General features: G+C 65.1%; 18 protein-coding genes. 8 read left to right on the top strand and 10 right to left on the bottom strand.

The genetic code is table 11. The features are described 5' to 3' along the window. The 3 genes from hisF (at nt 1) to ABKS89_RS28320 (ending at nt 2711) form a co-directional block, all read left to right on the top strand. Nucleotides 1-771: an imidazole glycerol phosphate synthase subunit HisF gene (hisF, locus tag ABKS89_RS28330; RefSeq protein WP_348588440.1), complete on the top strand. Its 771-nt coding sequence runs from the start codon at nt 1-3 to the stop codon at nt 769-771. 276 nt (nt 772-1047) lie between these two features. Continuing rightward, nucleotides 1048-1803, top strand: a complete 756-nt coding sequence (locus ABKS89_RS28325; protein WP_431312044.1) for a substrate-binding periplasmic protein — start codon at nt 1048-1050, stop codon at nt 1801-1803. 152 nt (nt 1804-1955) lie between these two features. Beyond that, nucleotides 1956-2711 carry a substrate-binding periplasmic protein gene (locus tag ABKS89_RS28320; protein WP_138213858.1) on the top strand — a complete coding sequence of 252 codons (756 nt, stop codon included), beginning with the start codon at nt 1956-1958 and terminating at the stop codon, nt 2709-2711. 139 nt (nt 2712-2850) lie between these two features. On the opposite strand, the gene ABKS89_RS28315 is transcribed toward ABKS89_RS28320, so the two are convergent. The 4 genes from ABKS89_RS28315 to gpmI all read right to left on the bottom strand — a co-directional run bounded on the left by ABKS89_RS28315 (nt 2851) and on the right by gpmI (nt 7950). Beyond that, nucleotides 2851-3633, bottom strand: coding sequence for a divergent polysaccharide deacetylase family protein (locus ABKS89_RS28315; RefSeq protein ID WP_348588439.1), 783 nt, complete (start codon nt 3631-3633; stop codon nt 2851-2853). A gap of 3 nt (nt 3634-3636) precedes the next feature. Then, nucleotides 3637-4947, bottom strand: coding sequence for a S41 family peptidase (locus ABKS89_RS28310; protein ID WP_348588438.1), 1311 nt, complete (start codon nt 4945-4947; stop codon nt 3637-3639). 27 nt (nt 4948-4974) lie between these two features. Next, on the bottom strand, nt 4975-6276 hold the full coding sequence (locus ABKS89_RS28305) for a murein hydrolase activator EnvC family protein (RefSeq protein ID WP_348588437.1): 1302 nt from the start codon (nt 6274-6276) through the stop codon (nt 4975-4977). A gap of 138 nt (nt 6277-6414) precedes the next feature. Beyond that, complete coding sequence (gene gpmI, locus ABKS89_RS28300) at nt 6415-7950, bottom strand: 2,3-bisphosphoglycerate-independent phosphoglycerate mutase (protein ID WP_348588436.1); 1536 nt, start codon at nt 7948-7950, stop codon at nt 6415-6417. Between the two features lie 145 nt (nt 7951-8095). Here gpmI and ABKS89_RS28295 point away from each other — a divergent pair, with 145 nt between their 5' ends. Genes ABKS89_RS28295 through secB form a run of 3 tightly spaced genes read left to right on the top strand, consistent with a single transcriptional unit; the run spans nt 8096 to nt 9294 of the window. Continuing rightward, the gene (locus tag ABKS89_RS28295; protein WP_348588435.1) at nt 8096-8518 is read left to right on the top strand and encodes a rhodanese-like domain-containing protein; all 423 of its coding nucleotides are present in this window, start codon (nt 8096-8098) and stop codon (nt 8516-8518) included. 1 nt (nt 8519) lies between these two features. Beyond that, on the top strand, nt 8520-8774 hold the full coding sequence (gene grxC / locus ABKS89_RS28290; RefSeq protein WP_138213864.1) for a glutaredoxin 3: 255 nt from the start codon (nt 8520-8522) through the stop codon (nt 8772-8774). Nucleotides 8775-8811: 37 nt separating this feature from the next. Beyond that, the gene (gene secB / locus ABKS89_RS28285; RefSeq protein WP_017517171.1) at nt 8812-9294 is read left to right on the top strand and encodes a protein-export chaperone SecB; all 483 of its coding nucleotides are present in this window, start codon (nt 8812-8814) and stop codon (nt 9292-9294) included. A gap of 687 nt (nt 9295-9981) precedes the next feature. On the opposite strand, the gene ABKS89_RS28280 is transcribed toward secB, so the two are convergent. Further along, nucleotides 9982-10380, bottom strand: a complete 399-nt coding sequence (locus tag ABKS89_RS28280; RefSeq protein WP_348588434.1) for a hypothetical protein — start codon at nt 10378-10380, stop codon at nt 9982-9984. 52 nt (nt 10381-10432) lie between these two features. On the opposite strand from ABKS89_RS28280, the gene trmL reads away from it, so the two are divergent. Next, nucleotides 10433-10894 (top strand): tRNA (uridine(34)/cytosine(34)/5-carboxymethylaminomethyluridine(34)-2'-O)-methyltransferase TrmL, encoded by a 462-nt coding sequence (trmL, locus tag ABKS89_RS28275; RefSeq protein WP_081515348.1) that lies wholly within the window; start codon nt 10433-10435, stop codon nt 10892-10894. 324 nt (nt 10895-11218) lie between these two features. On the opposite strand, the gene ntrC is transcribed toward trmL, so the two are convergent. From ntrC to ABKS89_RS28255, 4 genes are all read right to left on the bottom strand, one after another. After that, the gene (ntrC, locus tag ABKS89_RS28270; RefSeq protein ID WP_138213866.1) at nt 11219-12649 is read right to left on the bottom strand and encodes a two-component system response regulator NtrC; all 1431 of its coding nucleotides are present in this window, start codon (nt 12647-12649) and stop codon (nt 11219-11221) included. A 2-nt stretch (nt 12650-12651) separates the two neighbouring features. After that, complete coding sequence (gene glnL / locus ABKS89_RS28265) at nt 12652-13728, bottom strand: nitrogen regulation protein NR(II) (protein WP_138213867.1); 1077 nt, start codon at nt 13726-13728, stop codon at nt 12652-12654. A gap of 206 nt (nt 13729-13934) precedes the next feature. Next, entirely contained in the window at nt 13935-14525 is a 591-nt protein-coding gene (locus ABKS89_RS28260; protein ID WP_138213868.1) for a DUF4124 domain-containing protein, read from the bottom strand. Between the two features lie 2 nt (nt 14526-14527). Further along, nucleotides 14528-15076 carry a DUF4124 domain-containing protein gene (locus ABKS89_RS28255; protein ID WP_138213869.1) on the bottom strand — a complete coding sequence of 183 codons (549 nt, stop codon included), beginning with the start codon at nt 15074-15076 and terminating at the stop codon, nt 14528-14530. A 193-nt stretch (nt 15077-15269) separates the two neighbouring features. Between ABKS89_RS28255 and ABKS89_RS28250 the strand changes: the two genes are divergently transcribed. After that, nucleotides 15270-17477 carry a mechanosensitive ion channel family protein gene (locus ABKS89_RS28250; RefSeq protein WP_348588432.1) on the top strand — a complete coding sequence of 736 codons (2208 nt, stop codon included), beginning with the start codon at nt 15270-15272 and terminating at the stop codon, nt 17475-17477. 176 nt (nt 17478-17653) lie between these two features. On the opposite strand, the gene glnA is transcribed toward ABKS89_RS28250, so the two are convergent. Then, complete coding sequence (gene glnA, locus ABKS89_RS28245; protein ID WP_045215805.1) at nt 17654-19063, bottom strand: glutamate--ammonia ligase; 1410 nt, start codon at nt 19061-19063, stop codon at nt 17654-17656. Nucleotides 19064-19265 lie beyond the last annotated feature (202 nt).

Raw genomic sequence — 19265 nt, 5'->3', positions numbered from 1 at the left:
ATGGCACTGGCTAAACGCATCATTCCCTGCCTCGACGTGGACAACGGCCGCGTGGTGAAGGGCGTCAAGTTCGAGAACATCCGCGACGCCGGTGACCCGGTGGAAATCGCCCGTCGCTACGACGAGCAGGGTGCGGACGAGATCACCTTCCTCGACATCACCGCCAGCGTCGATGGCCGCGACACCACCCTGCATACCGTCGAGCGCATGGCCAGCCACGTGTTCATCCCTCTGACCGTGGGCGGCGGCGTCAGGACGGTGCAGGACATCCGCAACCTGCTCAACGCCGGCGCGGACAAGGTCTCGATCAACACCGCGGCGGTGTTCACCCCGGAGTTCGTCGGCGAAGCCGCCGCGCGCTTCGGCTCGCAGTGCATCGTGGTCGCCATCGACGCCAAGAAAGTGTCGGGCCCTGGCGAAACCCCGCGCTGGGAGATCTTCACCCACGGCGGCCGCAAGCCCACCGGGCTGGACGCAGTCGAATGGGCGAAGAAGATGGAAGGCCTGGGCGCCGGTGAAATCCTGCTGACCAGCATGGACCAGGACGGTGTGAAGAGCGGCTACGACCTGGGCGTAACCCGCGCCATCAGTGAGGCCGTGGGCGTGCCGGTGATCGCCTCCGGCGGTGTCGGCAACCTGGAGCACCTGGCCGCCGGCATCATCGAGGGCAAGGCCGACGCGGTGCTCGCGGCGAGCATCTTCCACTTCGGCGAGTACAGCGTGCCGGAGGCAAAAGCCTACCTGGCCAGCCGCGGCATCGTCGTGCGCTGATCCCTTCCGGGCCGGGGTTCTCCCGGCCCGATGGCTCTACCCTCGGCCGTCCTTCTCCTGCGTCCGGTGGCCGCATCCCCTTCCTGCGCACGAAGCTTGCTAGCTCAAGGCTTCGGTCAAGGTTATGGCGCATCCCGGTCAAGGTACTGGCGTTTTTGGACCGGGATACTGGCGTATCTATGTCCCATCGCCATATTCATAGGGTTTATTGACGTCAATTCTCCGAGTAAGCTCTGCGCCTTCTCAGAAATGTCATACGCAGGAAATATCTCGATGCTGAAGCGCATTCTGCTCGCATGGCTAGGCTGCGGCCTGCTTCTGGCCAGTGCGGCAAGGGCTGAAACGGATTCTTCGGACTACAGCGTGGTGCTGCTCACCGAGAACTTCCCTCCCTACAACATGGCCATCAACGGCAAGAACTTCGCCCAGGAAGACAGCATCGACGGCATCGCCGTGGATATCGTCAAGGAGATGTTCAAGCGTGCCGGCGTGCAGTACAGCCTGACCCTGCGCTTCCCCTGGGACCGCATCTACAAGCTGGCGCTGGAGAAGCCCGGCTACGGGGTGTTCGTCACCGCGCGCCTGCCCGAGCGCGAGAGCCAGTTCAAATGGGTCGGCCCGATCGGCCCGGACGACTGGGTCCTGCTGGCCAAGGCTGACAGCCCCATCAGCCTGAACAACCTGGATGAAGCCAAGAAGTACCGCGTCGGCGCCTACAAGGGTGACGCCATGGCGCAGTACCTGAGCGAGCATGGCTTCGAGCCGGTGCTGGCGCTGCGTGACCAGGAGAATGCCGCCAAGCTGCGCGACGGTCAGATCGACCTCTGGGCCAGCGGTGACCCGGCGGGCCGCTACCTGGCCAAGCAGGTGGGCGTCACCGGCCTGAAGACCGTGCTGCGTTTCAACAGCGACCAGCTGTTCCTCGCGCTGAACCGCGAGACCCCGGACGCCGTGGTGCAGAAGCTGCAAGCGGCGCTGGACAAGATGCGCGCCGAAGGTTTCGTCGACGACGTACTCAACAGTTACCTGTAACACCCGAAGGCCGGCCACTCGCCGGCCTTTGTGTTTGGCGCCGACATCCCTCGGCGCCGGTTTTGCCACGGAAGGCAGACGAGCAAAGTATTCCGTCCCCTCTGCAGGGATGCCGCAAGCCCAATAACGATAACCAAGCGAGCGGTATGACCATGCTGAAAGTCCTGATCAAGACCCTTACCCTGGGTCTGTTAGTGGGGGCCGCCACGGCCCGCGCCGAGTTGCCCGCCGATTACAAGATGGTGCTGCTCACCGAGAACTTCCCGCCGTTCAACATGGCGGTGGATGACAAGAACTTTGCCCGTGACGACGGTATCGACGGCATCAGCGCCGACATCGTCCGCGAGATGTTCAAGCGCGCCGGCATCCAGTACAGCCTGAGTCTGCGCTTCCCCTGGGACCGCCTGTACAAGCTGGCCCTCGACAAGCCCGACTACGGGCTGTTTTCCACCACCTACACGCCTGAGCGCGTGCCACTGTTCAAGTGGGTCGGGCCGATCGCCAAGACCCATTGGGTCCTGCTCGCGCCGCCGGGCAGTTCGATCAAGGTGAAGGACCTCAAGGACGCCGCCAAGTACAAGCTCGGTGCCTACAAGAACGACGCCGTCAGCCAGAACCTGGAGAGCCAGGGCATCCCGGTGCTCAACGCGCTGCGCGACCAGGAGAACGTGAAGAAGCTGACTACTGGCGAGATCGACCTGTGGGCCACCACCGACCCGGTGGGGCGCTACCTGGCCAAGCAGGAAGGTGTGTCCGGGCTGCAGACCGTGCTGCGCTTCAACGAGGCCCAGCTGTACCTGGCGATCAACAAGGACACCCCGGACGAAGTGGTGGCGAAGCTGCAGAAGGCGCTGGACGAAATGCGTGCCGATGGCTTCATCGAGCAGGCGACCAATAACTACCTGTAAGCCTGCAGTCCGGGCGCCCAAGCCTGACTGCTCTTTGTAGGAGCGAGCTTGCTCGCGAACCGCTCTCGGACACTCCGGTGCCTGGGCTGTTCGCGAGCAAGAACTAGGCGTCCCCCTCGCTCCTACGAAAAGCCCACGTCTAGCGGTAGATCCCGTTCTGCCCATGCCCCGCCATGGCGCGGTTGCCGCGCTCGGCGATCATCAGCGACGGCTGCACCAGTTCGAATCCCTGAGCCTTCAGGGTCGGCAGCACGCGCTTGAGCACCGCCAGGGTCGCCGGCTTCGGGTGGCCGATCATCACCACCGTGCCCTGCTTGCGAGCCAGCGCGAGGCCGCGCTGCATCTGCTCCAGCACCGCCGCTTCGCTCGGATCGTCGTCGAGGAAAACGTCCCGCGACAGACTGGCGAGGCCGATCTTCTGCGCCTCGGCGGCAGCCACGGTGGCGGCGCTGGTGCGGCTGTCGAGCAGGAACAGATGGCGGCGCTGCAGCTCCGCGGCCAGCCAGGCCATGGCCGGGCGGTCGGCGGTCATGCGGCTGCCTTCATGGTTGTTCACGCCCTGCACGTAGGGCACCTTCGCCAGCGCGGCGTCGAGACGGCGCGCGCGCTCTTCCTGGGTCAGTTCCGGGCGCCAGGCGAAATCACCGCCAGCCGGGTCCATCGGCATGTGCAGCATCACGGTGCGCCCGCGATGGTGCGCTTCGCGCGCCAGCTCGGCGGCGTGGGGTGTATCGGGGATGATCGCCAGGGCGATGGCGGGGGAGATGTCGAGCACCTGGCGGTCGCGCGCCAGGTTCTGCCCGAGGTCGTCGATGACGATGCTGACCAGCGGCTTGCCGCCGCCCGGCCGGGGCGCAGCGGCCACCGGCAGGCACAGCAGCGCGCCCAGACACAGGCCGAAAAGCAGCCGGGCCGGGCACATCGGTCAGTTGTTGCCGCGGCTGACGCTGAGTCCTTTCAGCAGGCTGAGGGCTTGGCTGAGCTGGTAGTCGCCATCCTGCGGACGATCCACCGGAGGCTTGCCGGAAGTGGTCGGACGATCCTGGCCGCCATTGCCGTTGGCCAGGTGGCCTTGCAGGTCCGCTTCCTTGAAGCCGTCGAACTCGCTCTTCTCGCGGGTCACCTTGGCGCGTTCCACCTCGATGTCCGGAGTGATGCCCTGGGCCTGGATGGAGCGGCCGTTGGGGGTGTAGTACAGCGCGGTGGTGAGCTTCAGGGCGCGGTCGTTGTTCAGCGGCAGCACGGTCTGCACCGAGCCCTTGCCGAAGCTGTCGGTACCCATGAGGATCGCGCGCTTCTGGTCCTGCAGGGCGCCGGCGACGATTTCCGCCGCCGAGGCGCTGCCACCGTTGATCAGCACCACCAGCGGGACGCCGTCGCTCGGGTCGGCCGGGTCAGCGGAGAAGCGCAGCTCGGAGTTCGGGATGCGGCCCTTGGTGTAGACGATCAGTCCCTTGGTGAGGAAGGCGTCGGCCACTTCCACCGCGGACTGCAGTACGCCACCGGGGTTGTTGCGCAGGTCCAGCACAATGCCCTTGAGCTTGCCCTTGTTGTCGTTGCGCAGCTTGGACAGCGCCTTGACGGTCTCCTCGCCGGTGTTCACCTGGAACTGGGTGATGCGCAGGTAGCCGTAGCCCGGTTCGAGCATCTGGCTCTTCACGCTCTTGACCTTGATGACAGCGCGTTTGAGGGTTACGTCGAACGGCTTGCCGCCGCCGCGCACGATGGTCAGGGTGATCGGCGAGCCGGCTTTGCCGCGCATGCTGTCCACCGCCTCATTCATCGACTGGCCCTTGGTCGGCTTGCCGTCGATCTTGACGATCAGGTCGCCCGGCTGGATGCCGGCGTTGGCTGCAGGGGTGTCGTCGATCGGCGAGATCACCTTGACGAAGCCATCCTCGCTGCCGACCTCGATGCCCAGGCCACCGAACTCACCGCTGGTGCTTTCCTGCAGCTCGGCGAACTCTTCCGGGCCGAGGTAGGCCGAATGCGGATCGAGGTTGCTGAGCATGCCCTTGATGGCATTCTCCAGCAGCGTCTTGTCATCCACCGGTTCGACGTAGGCCGCCTTCACCCGGTCCAGGACCTCGGCAAAGGTGCGCAGCTCGTCGAGCGGCAGCGGAGCCTCCTTGCCGTTGGCCGCAGGAGATGCGGCCGGCGCGTCGGCGGCCTGGACCGCACCGACGCCGAGCAGCAAGGCCAGGGCCAGGGTAGTGAGACGGAAAGCTTGCGACATGTTTGGCTCCTAATGCGTGATCGCCGCTTATCCCTGCGTGCGACACCAGGTCGAAGGGTCCGCCGGGCGGCCCTGATGGCGAATGGCAAAATACACCGCCGGGGTACTCTGACCCCCGCTGGCTCCCACGGTTGCAATGGGATCGCCCGCTTTGACGGTATCGCCGGCGTCCTTCAGAAGACTTTGATTATGCCCATAAAGGCTGAGGTAGCCACCACCGTGGTCGAGAATGACCAGCAGGCCCGAGCCGCGCAGCCAGTCGGCGAACACCACGCGGCCGCCGTGCACGGCGCGCACAGTGCTGCCAGCGTTGGCGCCGATCAGCACGCCGTCCCAGGTGGCGCGGGGGTCGTCGCCGCGCGGGCTCCCGTAGCGCGCCAGGACGCGGCCATCCACCGGCCAGGGCAACTTGCCCTTGGTGGCGGCGAAGGCGCCGCCGAAGCCTGAACCGCTGGATACCAGCGGGCCGCTGTAGTCGGGGCGTTTTGACGGTGCCTGGGGCTTTTCGCCGCGTGCGGCCAGTTCCTGTGCGCGTTCCTGCTCGCGCTTGACCCGCTCGCGCTCGGCGGCCAGGGCGCGCTGGCGCGCTTCCTCGGCTTCGCGGGCCTGGCGGGCGAGGGTTTCCTCGATGGTCTTGAGGACCTTGTTCAGGTCGTCCTGGCTCTGCTCGCGGTCCTTGAGCTTGCTGCTGCCGTCCTTCAGGTCGCTGTTGAGCTTGGCCAGGGTCTCCTGGCGCGCCTTGCGGGCGTCGGCCAGTTCCTGCCGGCGGGCTTCCAGAGCGGTCTGCTGGGCGACCTGCTCGTCCTTCTGCGAGGTGATTTCCTGCTCGACGTTGCTCAGCTGGCGCAGGGTCTCGTTGAAGGCCGAGAGCTGCTCCAGGCGTGCCTTGTTGATGTAGTCGTAGTAGGTGAGGGTGCGGCTGAACTTTTCGGGATGTTCCTGGTTGAGCAGCAGCTTGAGGTATTCCTGGCGGCCGCTCTGGTAGGCGGCGCGGGCCTGGATGGCGATCAGGCGCTGCTGCTCAAGGCGTGCGCCCTGGAGTTTTTTTTTCTCCCCGTCGAGGCGCTGCAGCTCATCCTCGTTCTTCTTCATCTCGTCCTGGATCTGCTTGATCTGCTTTTCCAGGTCACCCATCTGGGTCTCGGTGGACTTGAGCTGCTTCTGCACCCCGGACTTCTCGTCCTGGATGTTCTTCAGGTTCTTTTTCAGCTCATTGATGTCTTTCTGCGTCTGTTCCAGCTGACGTTGGGCGTCGGCGCGTTCGTCGGCAACGACCGCGAGCGGGCTCAGGAGGCAGATCAGCAGCAGCGGGAGGAGGGCGCGGGGCATTGGGCGGCGGGCACCTGGATTCTGGACCGGGCTAGTATGCCCGTGGCGGGCGCTAAAAAAAACGCCCCAGGCCGCATGGCGTGGGGCGTTTGCTCTGACCGGCGGGAGATGGCTCACGTTCCCGCCAGATGATCGGCCTTAAAGCAGGCTGATGATCGACTTGCCGGTCATCTCTTTGGGCTGTTCCAGACCCATCAGATTCAGCAGGGTCGGGGCCACGTCGGCGAGCACGCCGCCCTCGCGGATGCTGACCTTGCGCTTGCCGACGTAGACGAAAGGCACCGGCTCGCAGGTGTGCGCGGTGTGCGCCTGGCCGGTCATGGCGTCTTCCATCTGCTCGACGTTGCCGTGGTCAGCGGTGATCAGGGCTTCGCCGCCGACCTTGTCCAGCGCCTCGACGATCCGACCGACGCAGGTATCCAGGCACTCGACGGCTTTCACCGCGGCGTCGAACACGCCGGTGTGGCCGACCATGTCGCCGTTGGCGTAGTTGACGATGATCACGTCGAAACGCTGGTGCTCGATGGCGTCGACGATCCTGTCGGTGACTTCCGGCGCGCTCATTTCCGGCTGCAGGTCATAGGTGGCGACCTTGGGAGAAGGGATGAGGATGCGTTCTTCGCCTTCGAAGGGCTCTTCGCGGCCGCCGGAGAAGAAGAAGGTCACGTGGGCGTATTTCTCGGTCTCGGCGATGCGCAGCTGGGTCTTGCCGTTCTTGGCCAGGTACTCGCCCAGGACGTTGTCCAGGGATTCGGGCTTGAACGCGCTGGGCGCCGGGATGCTCGCGGCGTACTGGGTGAGCATCACGTACTCGGCCAGGTGCAGCTCGCGCTGGCGCGGGAACTCCTTGAAGCCCGGCTCGACGAAGGCGCGCGACAGTTCGCGGGCGCGGTCGGCACGGAAGTTCATGAAGACCACGGCGTCGCCGTCTTCCACGCGCACCTGTTCGCCAATGCGGGTGGCCTTGACGAATTCGTCGCTCTCGCCGCGCTCATAGGCTGCATTCAGCGCGCCGACGGCGGTGTCGGCGGTGAATTCGGCGGCGCCGTCGGTGATCAGGTTGTAGGCGGCCTCGACGCGGTCCCAGCGATTGTCGCGGTCCATGGCGAAGTAGCGGCCAATGATGCTGGCGGTGCGGCCCTTGCCGATGCGGGCGAAGGCGTCGTCGAGCAGCTTCAGCGAAGGCTCGGCGCTCTTGGGCGGGGTGTCGCGGCCGTCGAGGAAGGCGTGCAGGTAGATCTTCTGCGCGCCACGCTGTGCGGCCAGCTCGGCCATGGCGATCAGGTGGTCCTGGTGGCTGTGCACGCCGCCATCGGAGAGCAGGCCGAGGATGTGCACGGCCTTGCCGGCACCGGCGGCCTTGTCGACGGCACCGGTCAGCACCGGGTTCTGGAAGAACTCGCCGTCGCGGATGGCCTTGGTGACGCGGGTGAAGTCCTGGTAGACGACACGGCCGGCGCCCAGGTTCATGTGGCCTACCTCGGAATTGCCCATCTGGCCGTCGGGCAGGCCGACGTCCATGCCCGAGCCGGAGATCAGGCCGTTCGGCTGGTTGGCCAGCAGGCGGTCCCAGTTGGGCTTCTTCGCGGCGTAGATGGCGTTGAATTCAGGGCTATCGCTATGGCCGAAGCCGTCCAGGATGATCAGGACCAGCGGTTTGCGCGTTGCAGTCATAGGTACGGCTCTTTCCGAGAATAGGGGTCAGAAAAGGACCGACATTTTACCGGTTGGTGCCGACAGACGCCATGATTGGCAGGGTTCAGCCGTCAGATACGCGCGTGTATACTGGCCGGCATTTTTACGTCTGGATGTCCTGCGCATGTCTTCGTTTCTTCCTCGTCTGATCGAATTCGCCACCCACCACTACCTGCTGGTCGGTGCCCTGGTCATCCTGCTGGTGCTGCTGGCCCTGCACGAAATGCGCAAGGGCGGCCGCGCGCTGTCCACCCGCGAGCTGACCGCCATGGTCAACGCCGAGCAGGCCATGGTGCTGGATATCCGCCCGACCAAGGAGTTCGCCACCGGCCACATCGTCGGCGCGCTGAACATCCCGGCGGACAAGCTGAACGCCCGCCTGAGCGAGCTGGACAAACACAAGGCCAAGACCATCATCGTGGTCGATGGCATGGGTCAGCACTCGGGCACCTGGTGCAGCGTGCTGCAGAAGGCCGGCTATACCGCCGCCAAGCTCTCCGGCGGCATCGGCAGCTGGCGTGGCGACAACCTGCCCCTGGTGAAGTGAGATGTCGTCGACCTTGATCTACACCAGCGCGTGGTGTCCTTATTGCATCCGCGCCAAGGCCCTGCTGGACAGGAAGGGCGTCGCCTACGAGGAAATCTCCGTGGACGGCAAGCCTGGCGTGCGCGCCGAGATGGCCAGCAAGGCGGGTCGGACTTCAGTGCCGCAGATCTGGATCGACGGAACCCACATCGGCGGCTGCGACGATCTTTACGCGCTGGAACGCGCGGGCAAGCTGGATACGCTGCTCTCGGCGTAATTCCTCATTCTGAAACGATGCACAAGAAGGTCCCGAAATGACTGAACAAGCCAGCAACGGCGCAGCCGAACAAGACAACAACCCGCAGTTCTCGCTGCAGCGCATCTACGTGCGCGACCTCTCCTTCGAGGCCCCCAAGGCTCCGGAAATCTTCCGTCAGGAGTGGCAGCCGAGCATCGCCATGGACCTCAACACCCGTCAGAAGCAGCTCGATGGCGACTTCTACGAAGTGGTCCTGACCGTTTCGGTGACCGTGAAGAACAACGAGGAAACCGCTTTCATCGTTGAAGTGCAGCAGGCTGGCATCTTCCTGATCAAGGGCCTGGACGCGTCCAGCATGAGCCACACCCTGGGCGCCTTCTGCCCGAACATCCTCTTCCCGTACGCCCGCGAAACCCTGGACAGCCTGGTTGTCCGCGGTTCGTTCCCGGCGCTGATGCTGTCCCCGGTGAACTTCGATGCGCTGTACGCGCAGGAAATCGCCCGCATGCAGGCATCCGGCGAGATCCCGGCCCAGTAATCACTGACGCCGAACGAGAAAGGCGCCTTCGGGCGCCTTTTTCTTTGCCTGCGATTTTTGGGTGGTCGATTTTTGATCAGAGTCGTGCGTGCTGCAGGTCCCAAGGCCTAGGCACGCTTATCCACAGGCTGTTCCCGCAGTTGCTCTGGGCAGCTGTGGGTAAGGGCGGCGCGTTCGAGTTTGGTGCATGCGCACTAGCAGGGCGCAGCCAACGCCGCGGCGGAGAGGCCCTGTGATCCCCGGCGTAGACGCCGGCGGGTGCTGTTTCGAACGCTTGTGGATATCGCTGGAAGCCCCTGGTCACGGGACTTTCAGCCAGCCGGGGAGCGACCTGGACGTGGGACGTAATGCCTTGCGAGCAATCTTGGCACGCCCTCTGCAATACCCCTGATAACAGCGATTTCAGGGGCCTCGGTACAGGCAGGCTGGGGAACCCCTCTTTTACAACTTGCGAGCGTGCCGCCCGAAGCGGTGGCCGTCGCAGCCAGTTCGGGGGTCCTGGTACAGGCAGGCCGGGAAAGCCCCCTTTTTATGCCCGCAGGCGCGCCACGGCGCACCGCGCACCCGTTAGGGGTCCTGGTACAGGCAGGCCGGGTAAACCCCTCTTTTATGCCCGCGAGCCTCCTTTCGGAGGGTTCGCTTCCCGCTTCGGGGCCCCGGACCAGGCAGGCCGGGAAAACCCCGCTTTTATTCGGGCCGCGCGCTGATGGTCAGGCGCCACCGGCCCCCGACCTCGGCGCTGTCCCAGGTGCCCTGCAGGCGCCGGGTCGACAGCAGTGTCAGCAGAACCCCTCGCTCCCTTGGCTCCAGCTTCCAGCGCACCGGCGCATCGCCGATCCGCAACTGGCCCTGCTGGGCGTTGCCGCTGGCGTCGATCTGCACGGCCAGGGCGCCCTCCAGATGGCCGGCGCGAACGGCAGGCTGCGCGTCCAGAGTGACTACCAGTCCATCGGCAGAAGGCTCTACTGCAAGGATCTGCGGAGGCCCCTCGTGTGGCGGATTCACCAGCCGGCCAAGCATCAGCCCCAGCAGCAGGCCGAGCACGCACAGCGAAACCAGCACCTTCAACCAGGGCCTGGGCCGCATTTGCTCCCTGGCGGGGGTAGAATGCCCGCCGTTCTCAGGCTCGGAGCGCTGCATGTTCCACGTAATCCTTTTTCAACCGGAAATCCCCCCAAACACCGGCAACATTATCAGGCTGTGCGCCAACGCGGGCTGCAGCCTGCACTTGATCGAGCCGCTGGGCTTCGAGCTGGACGACAAGCGCCTGCGTCGCGCCGGGCTGGATTACCACGAGTACGCCAGCGTGCGTCGCTACGCGAGCCTGGAAGAGTGCCTGGAGCAGCTTGGCCAGCCGCGCCTGTTCGCCTTTACCACCAAAGGTTCGCAGCCGTTCCACGAGGTGGCCTATGAGCGCGGCGACGCCTTCCTGTTCGGCCCGGAAAGCCGTGGCCTGCCGGAAGAAGTGCGTGACGCCCTGCCACCGGAACAGCGCGTGCGCCTGCCGATGCGTCCTGGCTGCCGTAGCCTGAACCTGTCCAACACCGTGGCTGTGACCGTCTACGAAGCCTGGCGTCAGCACGGCTTCGCGATGGATTGAGCGTTTTCTGATCAATCCGCGCAAACCCGCGCCGGGCGGGGAGCGCAGCGGCTTGCCCCAAGCTTATCCACAGGCGGGCACACAGTGGATGTGGGCAAGCCGGAAATTCCTGCACAGAAACCGCGCAATCCTCCAGACCGCGCGTGCTCTGGGCTGTAGCACGTTCCTTCCCCGTTCCGTGCACAGTGTTATCCACAGGTTCTGGGGATAGATGTTGCCGGGATATGACCGCGCTCAGCCTGCGCAGCCCTCGAACCAGGGCCGTTTTGGGGGAGTACCGCGCAAGAAAAAGGGGCCTTTCGGCCCCTTTGACGTGGAAGGACTTCAGTCCTCGCCGTCGTCGTCCGGGCCGTCGATCTTCATGCCCAGTTCCTTGATCTTGCGGGTCAGGGTATTGCGACCCCAGCCCAGCAGCACGGCGGCATCGCGGCGGCGGCCGGCGGTGTGCTTGAGCGCGGTCTCGATCATGATCCGTTCGAAAGCCGGCACGGCGGTATCCAGCAGGCTGGACTGCCCGCGCCCCAGCGCCTGGTCGGCCCAGTGGCGCAGGGCCTGCTCCCAGTTGGCGGCCGGTACACTGTCCTGCGGCTGGGTCATCAGCTCCGGCGGCAGGTCATCGATGTGCACCTCGCGGCCGGAAGCCATGACGGTGATCCAGCGGCAGGTGTTCTCCAGCTGGCGCACGTTGCCCGGCCAGCCGAGGTTCTTCAGGTATTCCTCGGTCTCCGGCTTGAGCAGCTTGGGCTCCACCGCCAGCTCCTGCGCGGCGCGGGAGAGGAAGTGCCGGGCCAGCGCGGGGATGTCCTCGCGGCGGTCGGCCAGGCGCGGGATGTGCACGCGGATGACGTTCAGGCGGTGGAACAGGTCTTCGCGGAACTTGCCCTCGCGCACCAGGTTTTCCAGGTTCTGGTGAGTCGCGGCGATGATCCGCACGTCCACCTTCACCGGGGTGTGGCCACCCACGCGGTAGAACTCGCCGTCTGCCAGCACGCGCAGCAGGCGGGTCTGGGTGTCGGCCGGCATGTCGCCGATCTCGTCGAGGAACAGCGAGCCGCCGTCGGCCTGCTCGAAGCGGCCGCGGCGCTGGTTGGCTGCGCCGGTGAAGGCACCTTTCTCATGGCCGAACAGCTCGGACTCCATCAGGTCCTTCGGGATCGCCGCCATGTTCAGGGCGATGAACGGCGACGCCGCGCGAGGGCTGTGGCGGTGCAGGGCATGGGCGACCAGTTCCTTGCCGGTGCCGGACTCGCCGTTGATCAGCACGGTGATGTTGGAGTGCGAGAGGCGGCCGATGGCGCGGAACACCTCCTGCATCGCCGGCGCTTCGCCGATGATCTCCGGGGTGCGCGTCTGGTTGGCTGGCGCTTCCAGGCCCTGTTGCTCCTGGGCGTGCTGGTTGGCGCGCTTGACCAGGGAGACGGCCTCGTCGACGTCGAAGGGCTTGGGCAGGTATTCGAAGGCGCCGCCCTGGTAGGAGGCCACGGCGCTGTCCAGGTCCGAGTGCGCGGTCATGATGATCACCGGCAGGCGCGGGTGCACCTCGCGGATCTGCGCCAGCAGGTCCAGGCCGCTGGAGCCGGGCATGCGGATGTCGGAGATGATCACGTCCGGCTGCTGCCGGCCCAGGCGGCTCATCACGCTGTCGGCGCTGTCGAAGCTGACGGTGTTCATGCCTTCCTGTTGCAGGGCTTTTTCCAGTACCCAGCGGATGGAGCGGTCGTCGTCGACGATCCAGACGGTCTCTGATCGGCTCATGGTCAATGCACTCCTTGTTCCAGGGGCAGGAACAGACTGAATACGGTGTGGCCCGGATGGCTGTCGCATTCGATCAAGCCCTGGTGCTGGCTGATGATGTTCTGGGTAATCGCGAGGCCCAGGCCGGTGCCGTCGGCACGGCCGCTGACCATCGGATAGAAGATGGTGTCCTGCAGTTCGGCCGGGATGCCCGGGCCGTTGTCCATGATCTCCACCTTGCACACCAGGCGATGGCGCGTATGGCCGATGGTGAACTGGCGCAGGGTACGGGTGCGCAGGGTGATGCGCCCCAGCTTGAGTTCGTTCTGCGCGGAGATCGCCTGCATGGCGTTGCGCACGATGTTGAGCACCGCCTGGATCATCTGCTCGCGGTCGATCAGCAGGTCAGGGATGCTCGGGTCGTAGTCGCGCACCAGCGGGATGCTGCCCTGGGTCTCGGCTTCCACCAGGCTGCAGACGCGTTCCAGCACTTCGTGGACGTTGGTCACCGAGAGCTGCGGCAGCTTGTTGGAGCCGAGCATGCGGTCCACCAGATTCCTCAGGCGGTCGGCTTCTTCGATGATGACGTTGGTGTAGTCCTTGAGCGATTCCTCTGGCAGCTCGCGGGAAAGCAGCTGCGCCGCGCCGCGAATGCCGCCCAGCGGATTCTTGATCTCGTGGGCCAGGCCCCGCACCAGCAACTTGGTGGTTTCCTGCTTGGACAGCTGCGCCTCTTCCTTGGTGATTCGCAGCAGTCGGTCGCGCGGGTGGACTTCCAGCAGCAGCAGGGTGTCGCGGCGGTCGAGGATCGGCGTCACCGCGTAGTCCACGGTGATGGTCTGGCCAGTCAGCGAGGTCAGGCTCGCCTCGCGCTTGGTGAAGGGATGCGCCTCTTCCACCGCCTGGCGCAGCGACTGCAGCGCCTCGGGCGATTCGGTGAACAGCTCGCTGATGAACTGCCCGTGGCTGCGCTGGCCGCTGACCGCCAGCAGCATTTCCGCCGCCGGGTTCATGTACTCCAGGCGCAGCTCGGCGTTGAGCAGGATCACCGCCGTGGTGAGGTTGTCGAGCAACAGGCGGAGCTGGGTTTCTGTAGGCATGGCGTAAGAGATGTCCCAAGACTGTGCGGGAAAATGCAAAAAGCAAACCAGGCCCTGAAAAGACGCGTATTTCGCGGCATCGCGCTGATTTGCGGTGCGCAGGCGGCCGATCCGGTCAGCGGAAGTGACCCGAAATGGGGAGAGTATAGAAAGTGGTGCAGGCGTATGCACCGATATGGTGCATTTGTGCCGGGCCGCACGCCGCCTCAGTGGTTGACGGCGGCGAGCGGGCGGGAGGTGTCCAGATCGGCCGATTCGGCCACGGAAACGCGGAACATGTGGAAGGGCTGGCTGGGCGTCTGCTCGATGGTTCGGCCGAGGGTGTCGATGATCTCTACCGAAAGCTGGTGGGTGCCCCGGTCGATGTTGTTCAGCGGGAACACCGGGCTGCGGCCGGGCTCGCCCACGGGCTTGCCGTCCAGCAGCAGGCGGTAGAGATGCCCGGGCAGCAGGGCCGGGTCGCTGGTGGCGGAGACGATCAGTGCGCCGTCATTGGCTCGCACGGTGGCGTCGGGCTCCGGCACGATGATGCGCAGCAGCTGGTAGGCCGGCGGGCCGGGCGGCAGCGCGGGCGTGGCCGGGGCGTACAGCGGCGGCGGCATGCGCACGCCGTTGGGCGAGCCGGGCTGGGAATTGATCGGCGCCAGTTGCAGCTTCTGCGCGTTGCCGCGCGGCGGCTGATCGGTGAAGACTCGATTACCTTCCTTGTCGATGTAGGTGTAGACCTCGGCGCTGGCCGACAGGCAGAACAGCGCCGACAACAGGGCCATCGACAGGAGAGTCACCAGATAGCGCATCGTCAGCCGCCCGTCCTGGGCTGGACCTTGGGCCGTTGCGGGCTGTTGGTGCTGATGCGTTGCAGGGTGAAGCTCACTGGCGCGCTGGCCTGGATCACGCGGCTGCCCTGCAGCACCTGGACTGCCAGGGTATGGTCGCCGCGGTCGAGGCTCTGCAGGCCGATGCTGGTGCTGCTGGTCGGTGCGCCATAGGGCTGGCCGTCGAGCAGCAGTTGCAGCTGATGGCCGCCAGCCAGGGCGGGCTGCACCACGACATTGACGATGAAGGTGCCGTTGTTCTGCCGCAGTGATTCGTCGTCCGGCAGGTTGCTCAAGGCGAGAATCGCGTAGGCGTTGCTGGCCTGGTTCGCAGTGCCGCTGTCGGCGGGCGCGGCGACCGGGCCCTGCGGGCCGACGGTATTGGTCGGCGGTAGCTCCACGGGCTTGGCGTCGACGTTGGTTGGCGGCTGGTTGGTGAACACCGTCTTGCCGTTGGCGTCGGTGTATTTGTAGATCTGCGCGCTGGCTGGCAATGCGGCGGCGAGCAGCAGGGCGGTGAGGATCAGGCGCATGAAGAATCTCCGGATGGTCTTGCCAAGCCTTGCACTGCCGACGGCAGCTGGCAAGTTGCCTATTGTCTTTCAGCGGGGCGCCGCGCGTTGTGCGCTGCTGCTCGTGGGGGGACCTTTCCTGCGCGGGACGGGTCCGAGCCTGGCGCCGGCGTCTGTATGATGCGGCAAGCGTGATTGTCCATGTTTGTGGGGTATGCCTGTGAGTCCGATTCGTTACCTGCTTCGTCAGTGGCTGCTGCTGTGCTGCCTGGGCCTCGGCTTGTCCGTCGCCGGGCCCGCGCTGGCGGCGCTTCCCGGGCCGCTGGCCGGGGTGACGGGCAGTGGCGAGGCGAAGGTCAGCGATGCCCAGTTGGAGCAGTCGCTGAACCAGGTGATCAAGACCCTGGAGAACGACCAGCAGCGCGCCGACCTGCTGAAGAAGCTCAAGCAGCTGCGCGATGCCACGCAGAAAAGCACCGAGGACCAGGGCGGCGTGCTTGGCCTGATCGGCGACACTCTGGGCAGCCTGGAGCGCCAGTTCGAGGGTGCCAACAGCCCGGTTGTGCGCTGGTCCGAGTTGTTCCAGGGCGCCGGCTATGAGCTGGATACGCGCACGCCATCGCTGGCCGAATGGCCGGGAATGATCATCGATTTTGCCCTCGTCATCCTCATCTGGGCCTGCGTCGCCCTTGGCCTGCGCTGGATCGCCGGGCGCATGCGCAAGCGCTTCGGCCTGGAAGACGAGCTGCCCCAGCACCCCAAGACCCGCGACCTGCTGCTGTTCGCCCTGCGCAAGCTCGGCCCCTGGCTGGTGGCCTTCCTGATCACCGTCTACCTGTCCGTGGTGCTGCCCAGCTCGCTGGGCAAGCTGGTGGCAATGGTGATCGCCTACACGCTGGTGTGCGGCACGCTGTTCTCCGCGCTGTGCGTGATCTCCCTGTCGCTGCTCAGCGGCCCGCACCGCATGCGTGCGCTGGATATCCTGCGCCGCCGCGCCTTCCGCCCGCTCTGGCTGATCGGCAGCCTCGCGGCGTTGGGCGAAGTGATGCACGACCCGCGCGTCATCGAGAGCCTGGGGATGAACATCTCGCTGTTCGTTGGCTCCGTGGCGAACATCTGCGCGGCGCTGCTCACCGCGCTGTTCGTCCTGCAGTTCCGCCGGCCCATCGCCCACCTGATCCGCAACCAGCCGCTCGAGCGCCGCCTCAAGCGCCGCGGCCTGAGCGATCTGGTGGAGCTGATCGGCTCGATCTGGTTCCTGCCGGTGCTGGTGCTGGTGGGCATCTCGCTGTTCGCCACCATCGTCACTGCTGGCGACAGCAGCTATGCCCTGCGCCGCGCTCTGGTCTGCGCTGTCGTGGCCGTGGTGGCGATGACCGTCAACGGCTTGATCCGCCGCGCCCACCAGCGGTCCGCGCGGCGCGGTGCGCGTCGCCATGCGCCGTACATCGAGCAGCTGCAGAGCTTCGGCTACACGCTGCTGCACATTGGCAGCCTGCTGTTCTTCCTGGAGATCGGCCTGCGCGTCTGGGGCATGTCGCTGGTGCGTTTCGCCGAAGGCGACGGTTCGCAGATCAGCCTCAAGCTGTTCAGCTTCGGCACCACGCTGCTGGTCGCCTGGCTGGTCTGGATTCTCACCGACACCGCGGTGCAGCACAGCCTCGGCCTGGGCGGCAAGAAGAGCGCCAACGCCCGCGCGCTGACCATGCTGCCGCTGATCCGCAACGTGCTGTTCGTGACCATCGCGGTGATCGCGCTGATCGTCGCGCTGGCCAACATGGGCATGAATGTCACGCCGCTGCTCGCCGGTGCTGGTGTCATCGGTCTGGCCATCGGCTTTGGTGCGCAATCACTGGTGGCGGACCTGATCACCGGCCTGTTCATCATCATCGAGGACTCGCTGTCCATCGACGACTACGTCGACGTAGGTGGCCACCTCGGTACGGTGGAGGGGCTGACCATCCGCACGGTACGCCTGCGCGACCTGGATGGCGTGGTGCATACCATCCCGTTCAGCGAGATCAAGAGCATCAAGAACTACTCGCGGCAGTTCGGCTACGCCATGTTCCGCTGGCCGGTGCCGGCAAGCATGCCGATCGACGACGCGCTGGCGCTGGTCAAGGAAGTCTCCGGCGAACTGCGCGGCGACCGCACCATCAACCGCGCCATCTGGTCGCCGCTGGAAATCCAGGGTATCGAGAGCTTCGACGCCGGCCAGGCGATCCTGCGCTTCCGCTTCAAGACCGCGCCGATCCGCCAGTGGGAAGTGCAGCGCGCCTTCAACCTGCGCCTGCGACAGAAGCTCGACAAGGCCGGGCTGGAGCTCTCCATGCCGCGCCTGAACGTGCAGCTCTCGCGCATGCGCAAGTCGCGCCGCGAGGACGACGAGGAGTCGGGCGTGCCGGCAGACGGCGGGATCTGATCCAACTGCCCGCTCCTACAGGTCGGTGACGCAGCGCTCACCTGTAGGAGCGCGCCATGCCCGCGATCGCGCGCATGGCGCGCTCCTGCAAAAGCGCCTGTGCGCTTTCCCGAGGGCATAAAAAAGGCCTCCCGAAGGAGGCCTTAATGCTGTCGCTATTTATAGGTATTCGTGGATCAGACGCTGTAGTACAGGTCGTATTCCAGCGGGTGCACGAAGGTGCGCACCTTGATTTCTTCTTCCGACTTCAGCTCGATGTAGGCATCGATGAACTCGTCGGTGAACACGCCGCCCTTGGTCAGGAACGCACGGCCCTTGTCGAGTTCTTCCAGCGCCTCTTTCAGGCTGCCGCAAACCTGCGGGATTTCCTTCGCCTCTTCCGGCGGCAGGTCGTACAGGTTCTTGTCGGCGGCATCGCCGGGGTGAATCTTGTTCTGGATGCCGTCCAGGCCGGCCATCAGCAGAGCGGCGAAGCACAGGTAGGGGTTGGCAGCCGGGTCCGGGAAGCGCGCTTCGATGCGGCGGGCTTTCGGGCTGGATACGTACGGGATACGGATCGAGGCGGAACGGTTACGGGCCGAGTAGGCCAGCATGACCGGGGCTTCGAAGCCCGGAACCAGACGCTTGTAGGAGTTGGTAGCCGGGTTGGTGAAGCCGTTCAGGGCCTTGCCGTGCTTGATGATGCCGCCGATGAAGTACAGGGCGGTGTCGGACAGGCCGGCATAGCCTTCGCCAGCGAAGGTGTTCTTGCCATCCTTGGAGATGGACATGTGAACGTGCATGCCCGAGCCGTTGTCGCCGTACAGCGGCTTCGGCATGAAGGTCACGGTCTTGCCATAGGCGTCGGCAACGTTGTGGATGCAGTACTTCAGGGTCTGAACTTCGTCAGCCTTGGCAACCAGGGTGTTGAACTTCACGCCGATTTCGTTCTGGCCGGCAGTCGCCACTTCGTGGTGGTGAACTTCGATGACCAGGCCCATTTCTTCCATGGCGTTGCACATGGCAGTACGGATTTCGTGGTCGTGGTCGACCGGCGGTACCGGGAAGTAGCCGCCCTTGACGCCCGGACGGTGGCCTTTGTTGCCGGTCTCGATGTCAGCGTCGGTGTTCCAGGAAGCCTGCTCGGAGAAGATCTTGAACATCGAGCCGGAGATGTCGGACTTGAACTTCACTTCGTCGAAGATGAAGAACTCCGGCTCCGGGCCGACGAATACGGTGTCACCGATACCGGTGGACTTCAGGTATTCCTCGGCGCGCTTGGCGATGTTGCGCGGGTCGCGCTCGTAGCCTTGCATGGTGCTCGGCTCGATGATGTCGCAAACGATGATCAGGGTCGGCTCTTCGGTGAACGGGTCGAGCACGGCGGTGCTGTCGTCCGGGAGCAGGATCATGTCGGAGGCTTCGATGCCCTTCCAGCCTTCGATGGAGGAGCCATCGAACATCTTGCCGGCTTCGAAGAACTCGTCGTCCAGCGCGTCGCGGGCGGGCATGGTGACGTGCTGCTGCTTGCCTTTGGTATCGGTGAAGCGCAGGTCAACCCACTTCACGTCATGATCTTTGATCAGTTGTTGCGACTTGTACGACATGCTGTCCTCCAGGAGGGATTAGAGCTGGGAGCTTTCTGTGCCCCAGTAACGGGTGATGCCGGCCGGCATAGTCGGCCAGGGCAACCTGCCTCACAAGAGAGCAAGTTGCGTGCCAGTGCCCGTAAACGGGCAGGGGCCCTGAAATCACGGGGTGTAGCGGGTGTTGCAGAGAATTGCGCGATAATAGTGCACCGCTTTGGTG

Source organism: Pseudomonas sp. LABIM340 (assembly GCF_040017195.2).
GTDB lineage: Bacteria > Pseudomonadota > Gammaproteobacteria > Pseudomonadales > Pseudomonadaceae > Pseudomonas.
Note: the sequence above shows the minus strand (reverse complement) of the source record. Positions and strands in the feature narration are given on the sequence as shown.

Coding starts and splice junctions, on each gene's coding strand:
- hisF (WP_348588440.1), top strand. CDS start 1: ATGGCACTGGCTAAACGCATCATTCCCTGCCTCGACGTGGACAACGGC.
- ABKS89_RS28320 (WP_138213858.1), top strand. CDS start 1,956: ATGCTGAAAGTCCTGATCAAGACCCTTACCCTGGGTCTGTTAGTGGGG.
- ABKS89_RS28315 (WP_348588439.1), bottom strand. CDS start 3,633: ATGTGCCCGGCCCGGCTGCTTTTCGGCCTGTGTCTGGGCGCGCTGCTG.
- ABKS89_RS28310 (WP_348588438.1), bottom strand. CDS start 4,947: ATGTCGCAAGCTTTCCGTCTCACTACCCTGGCCCTGGCCTTGCTGCTC.
- ABKS89_RS28305 (WP_348588437.1), bottom strand. CDS start 6,276: ATGCCCCGCGCCCTCCTCCCGCTGCTGCTGATCTGCCTCCTGAGCCCG.
- gpmI (WP_348588436.1), bottom strand. CDS start 7,950: ATGACTGCAACGCGCAAACCGCTGGTCCTGATCATCCTGGACGGCTTC.
- ABKS89_RS28295 (WP_348588435.1), top strand. CDS start 8,096: ATGTCTTCGTTTCTTCCTCGTCTGATCGAATTCGCCACCCACCACTAC.
- grxC (WP_138213864.1), top strand. CDS start 8,520: ATGTCGTCGACCTTGATCTACACCAGCGCGTGGTGTCCTTATTGCATC.
- secB (WP_017517171.1), top strand. CDS start 8,812: ATGACTGAACAAGCCAGCAACGGCGCAGCCGAACAAGACAACAACCCG.
- ABKS89_RS28280 (WP_348588434.1), bottom strand. CDS start 10,380: ATGCGGCCCAGGCCCTGGTTGAAGGTGCTGGTTTCGCTGTGCGTGCTC.
- trmL (WP_081515348.1), top strand. CDS start 10,433: ATGTTCCACGTAATCCTTTTTCAACCGGAAATCCCCCCAAACACCGGC.
- ntrC (WP_138213866.1), bottom strand. CDS start 12,649: ATGAGCCGATCAGAGACCGTCTGGATCGTCGACGACGACCGCTCCATC.
- glnL (WP_138213867.1), bottom strand. CDS start 13,728: ATGCCTACAGAAACCCAGCTCCGCCTGTTGCTCGACAACCTCACCACG.
- ABKS89_RS28260 (WP_138213868.1), bottom strand. CDS start 14,525: ATGCGCTATCTGGTGACTCTCCTGTCGATGGCCCTGTTGTCGGCGCTG.
- ABKS89_RS28255 (WP_138213869.1), bottom strand. CDS start 15,076: ATGCGCCTGATCCTCACCGCCCTGCTGCTCGCCGCCGCATTGCCAGCC.
- ABKS89_RS28250 (WP_348588432.1), top strand. CDS start 15,270: ATGCCTGTGAGTCCGATTCGTTACCTGCTTCGTCAGTGGCTGCTGCTG.
- glnA (WP_045215805.1), bottom strand. CDS start 19,063: ATGTCGTACAAGTCGCAACAACTGATCAAAGATCATGACGTGAAGTGG.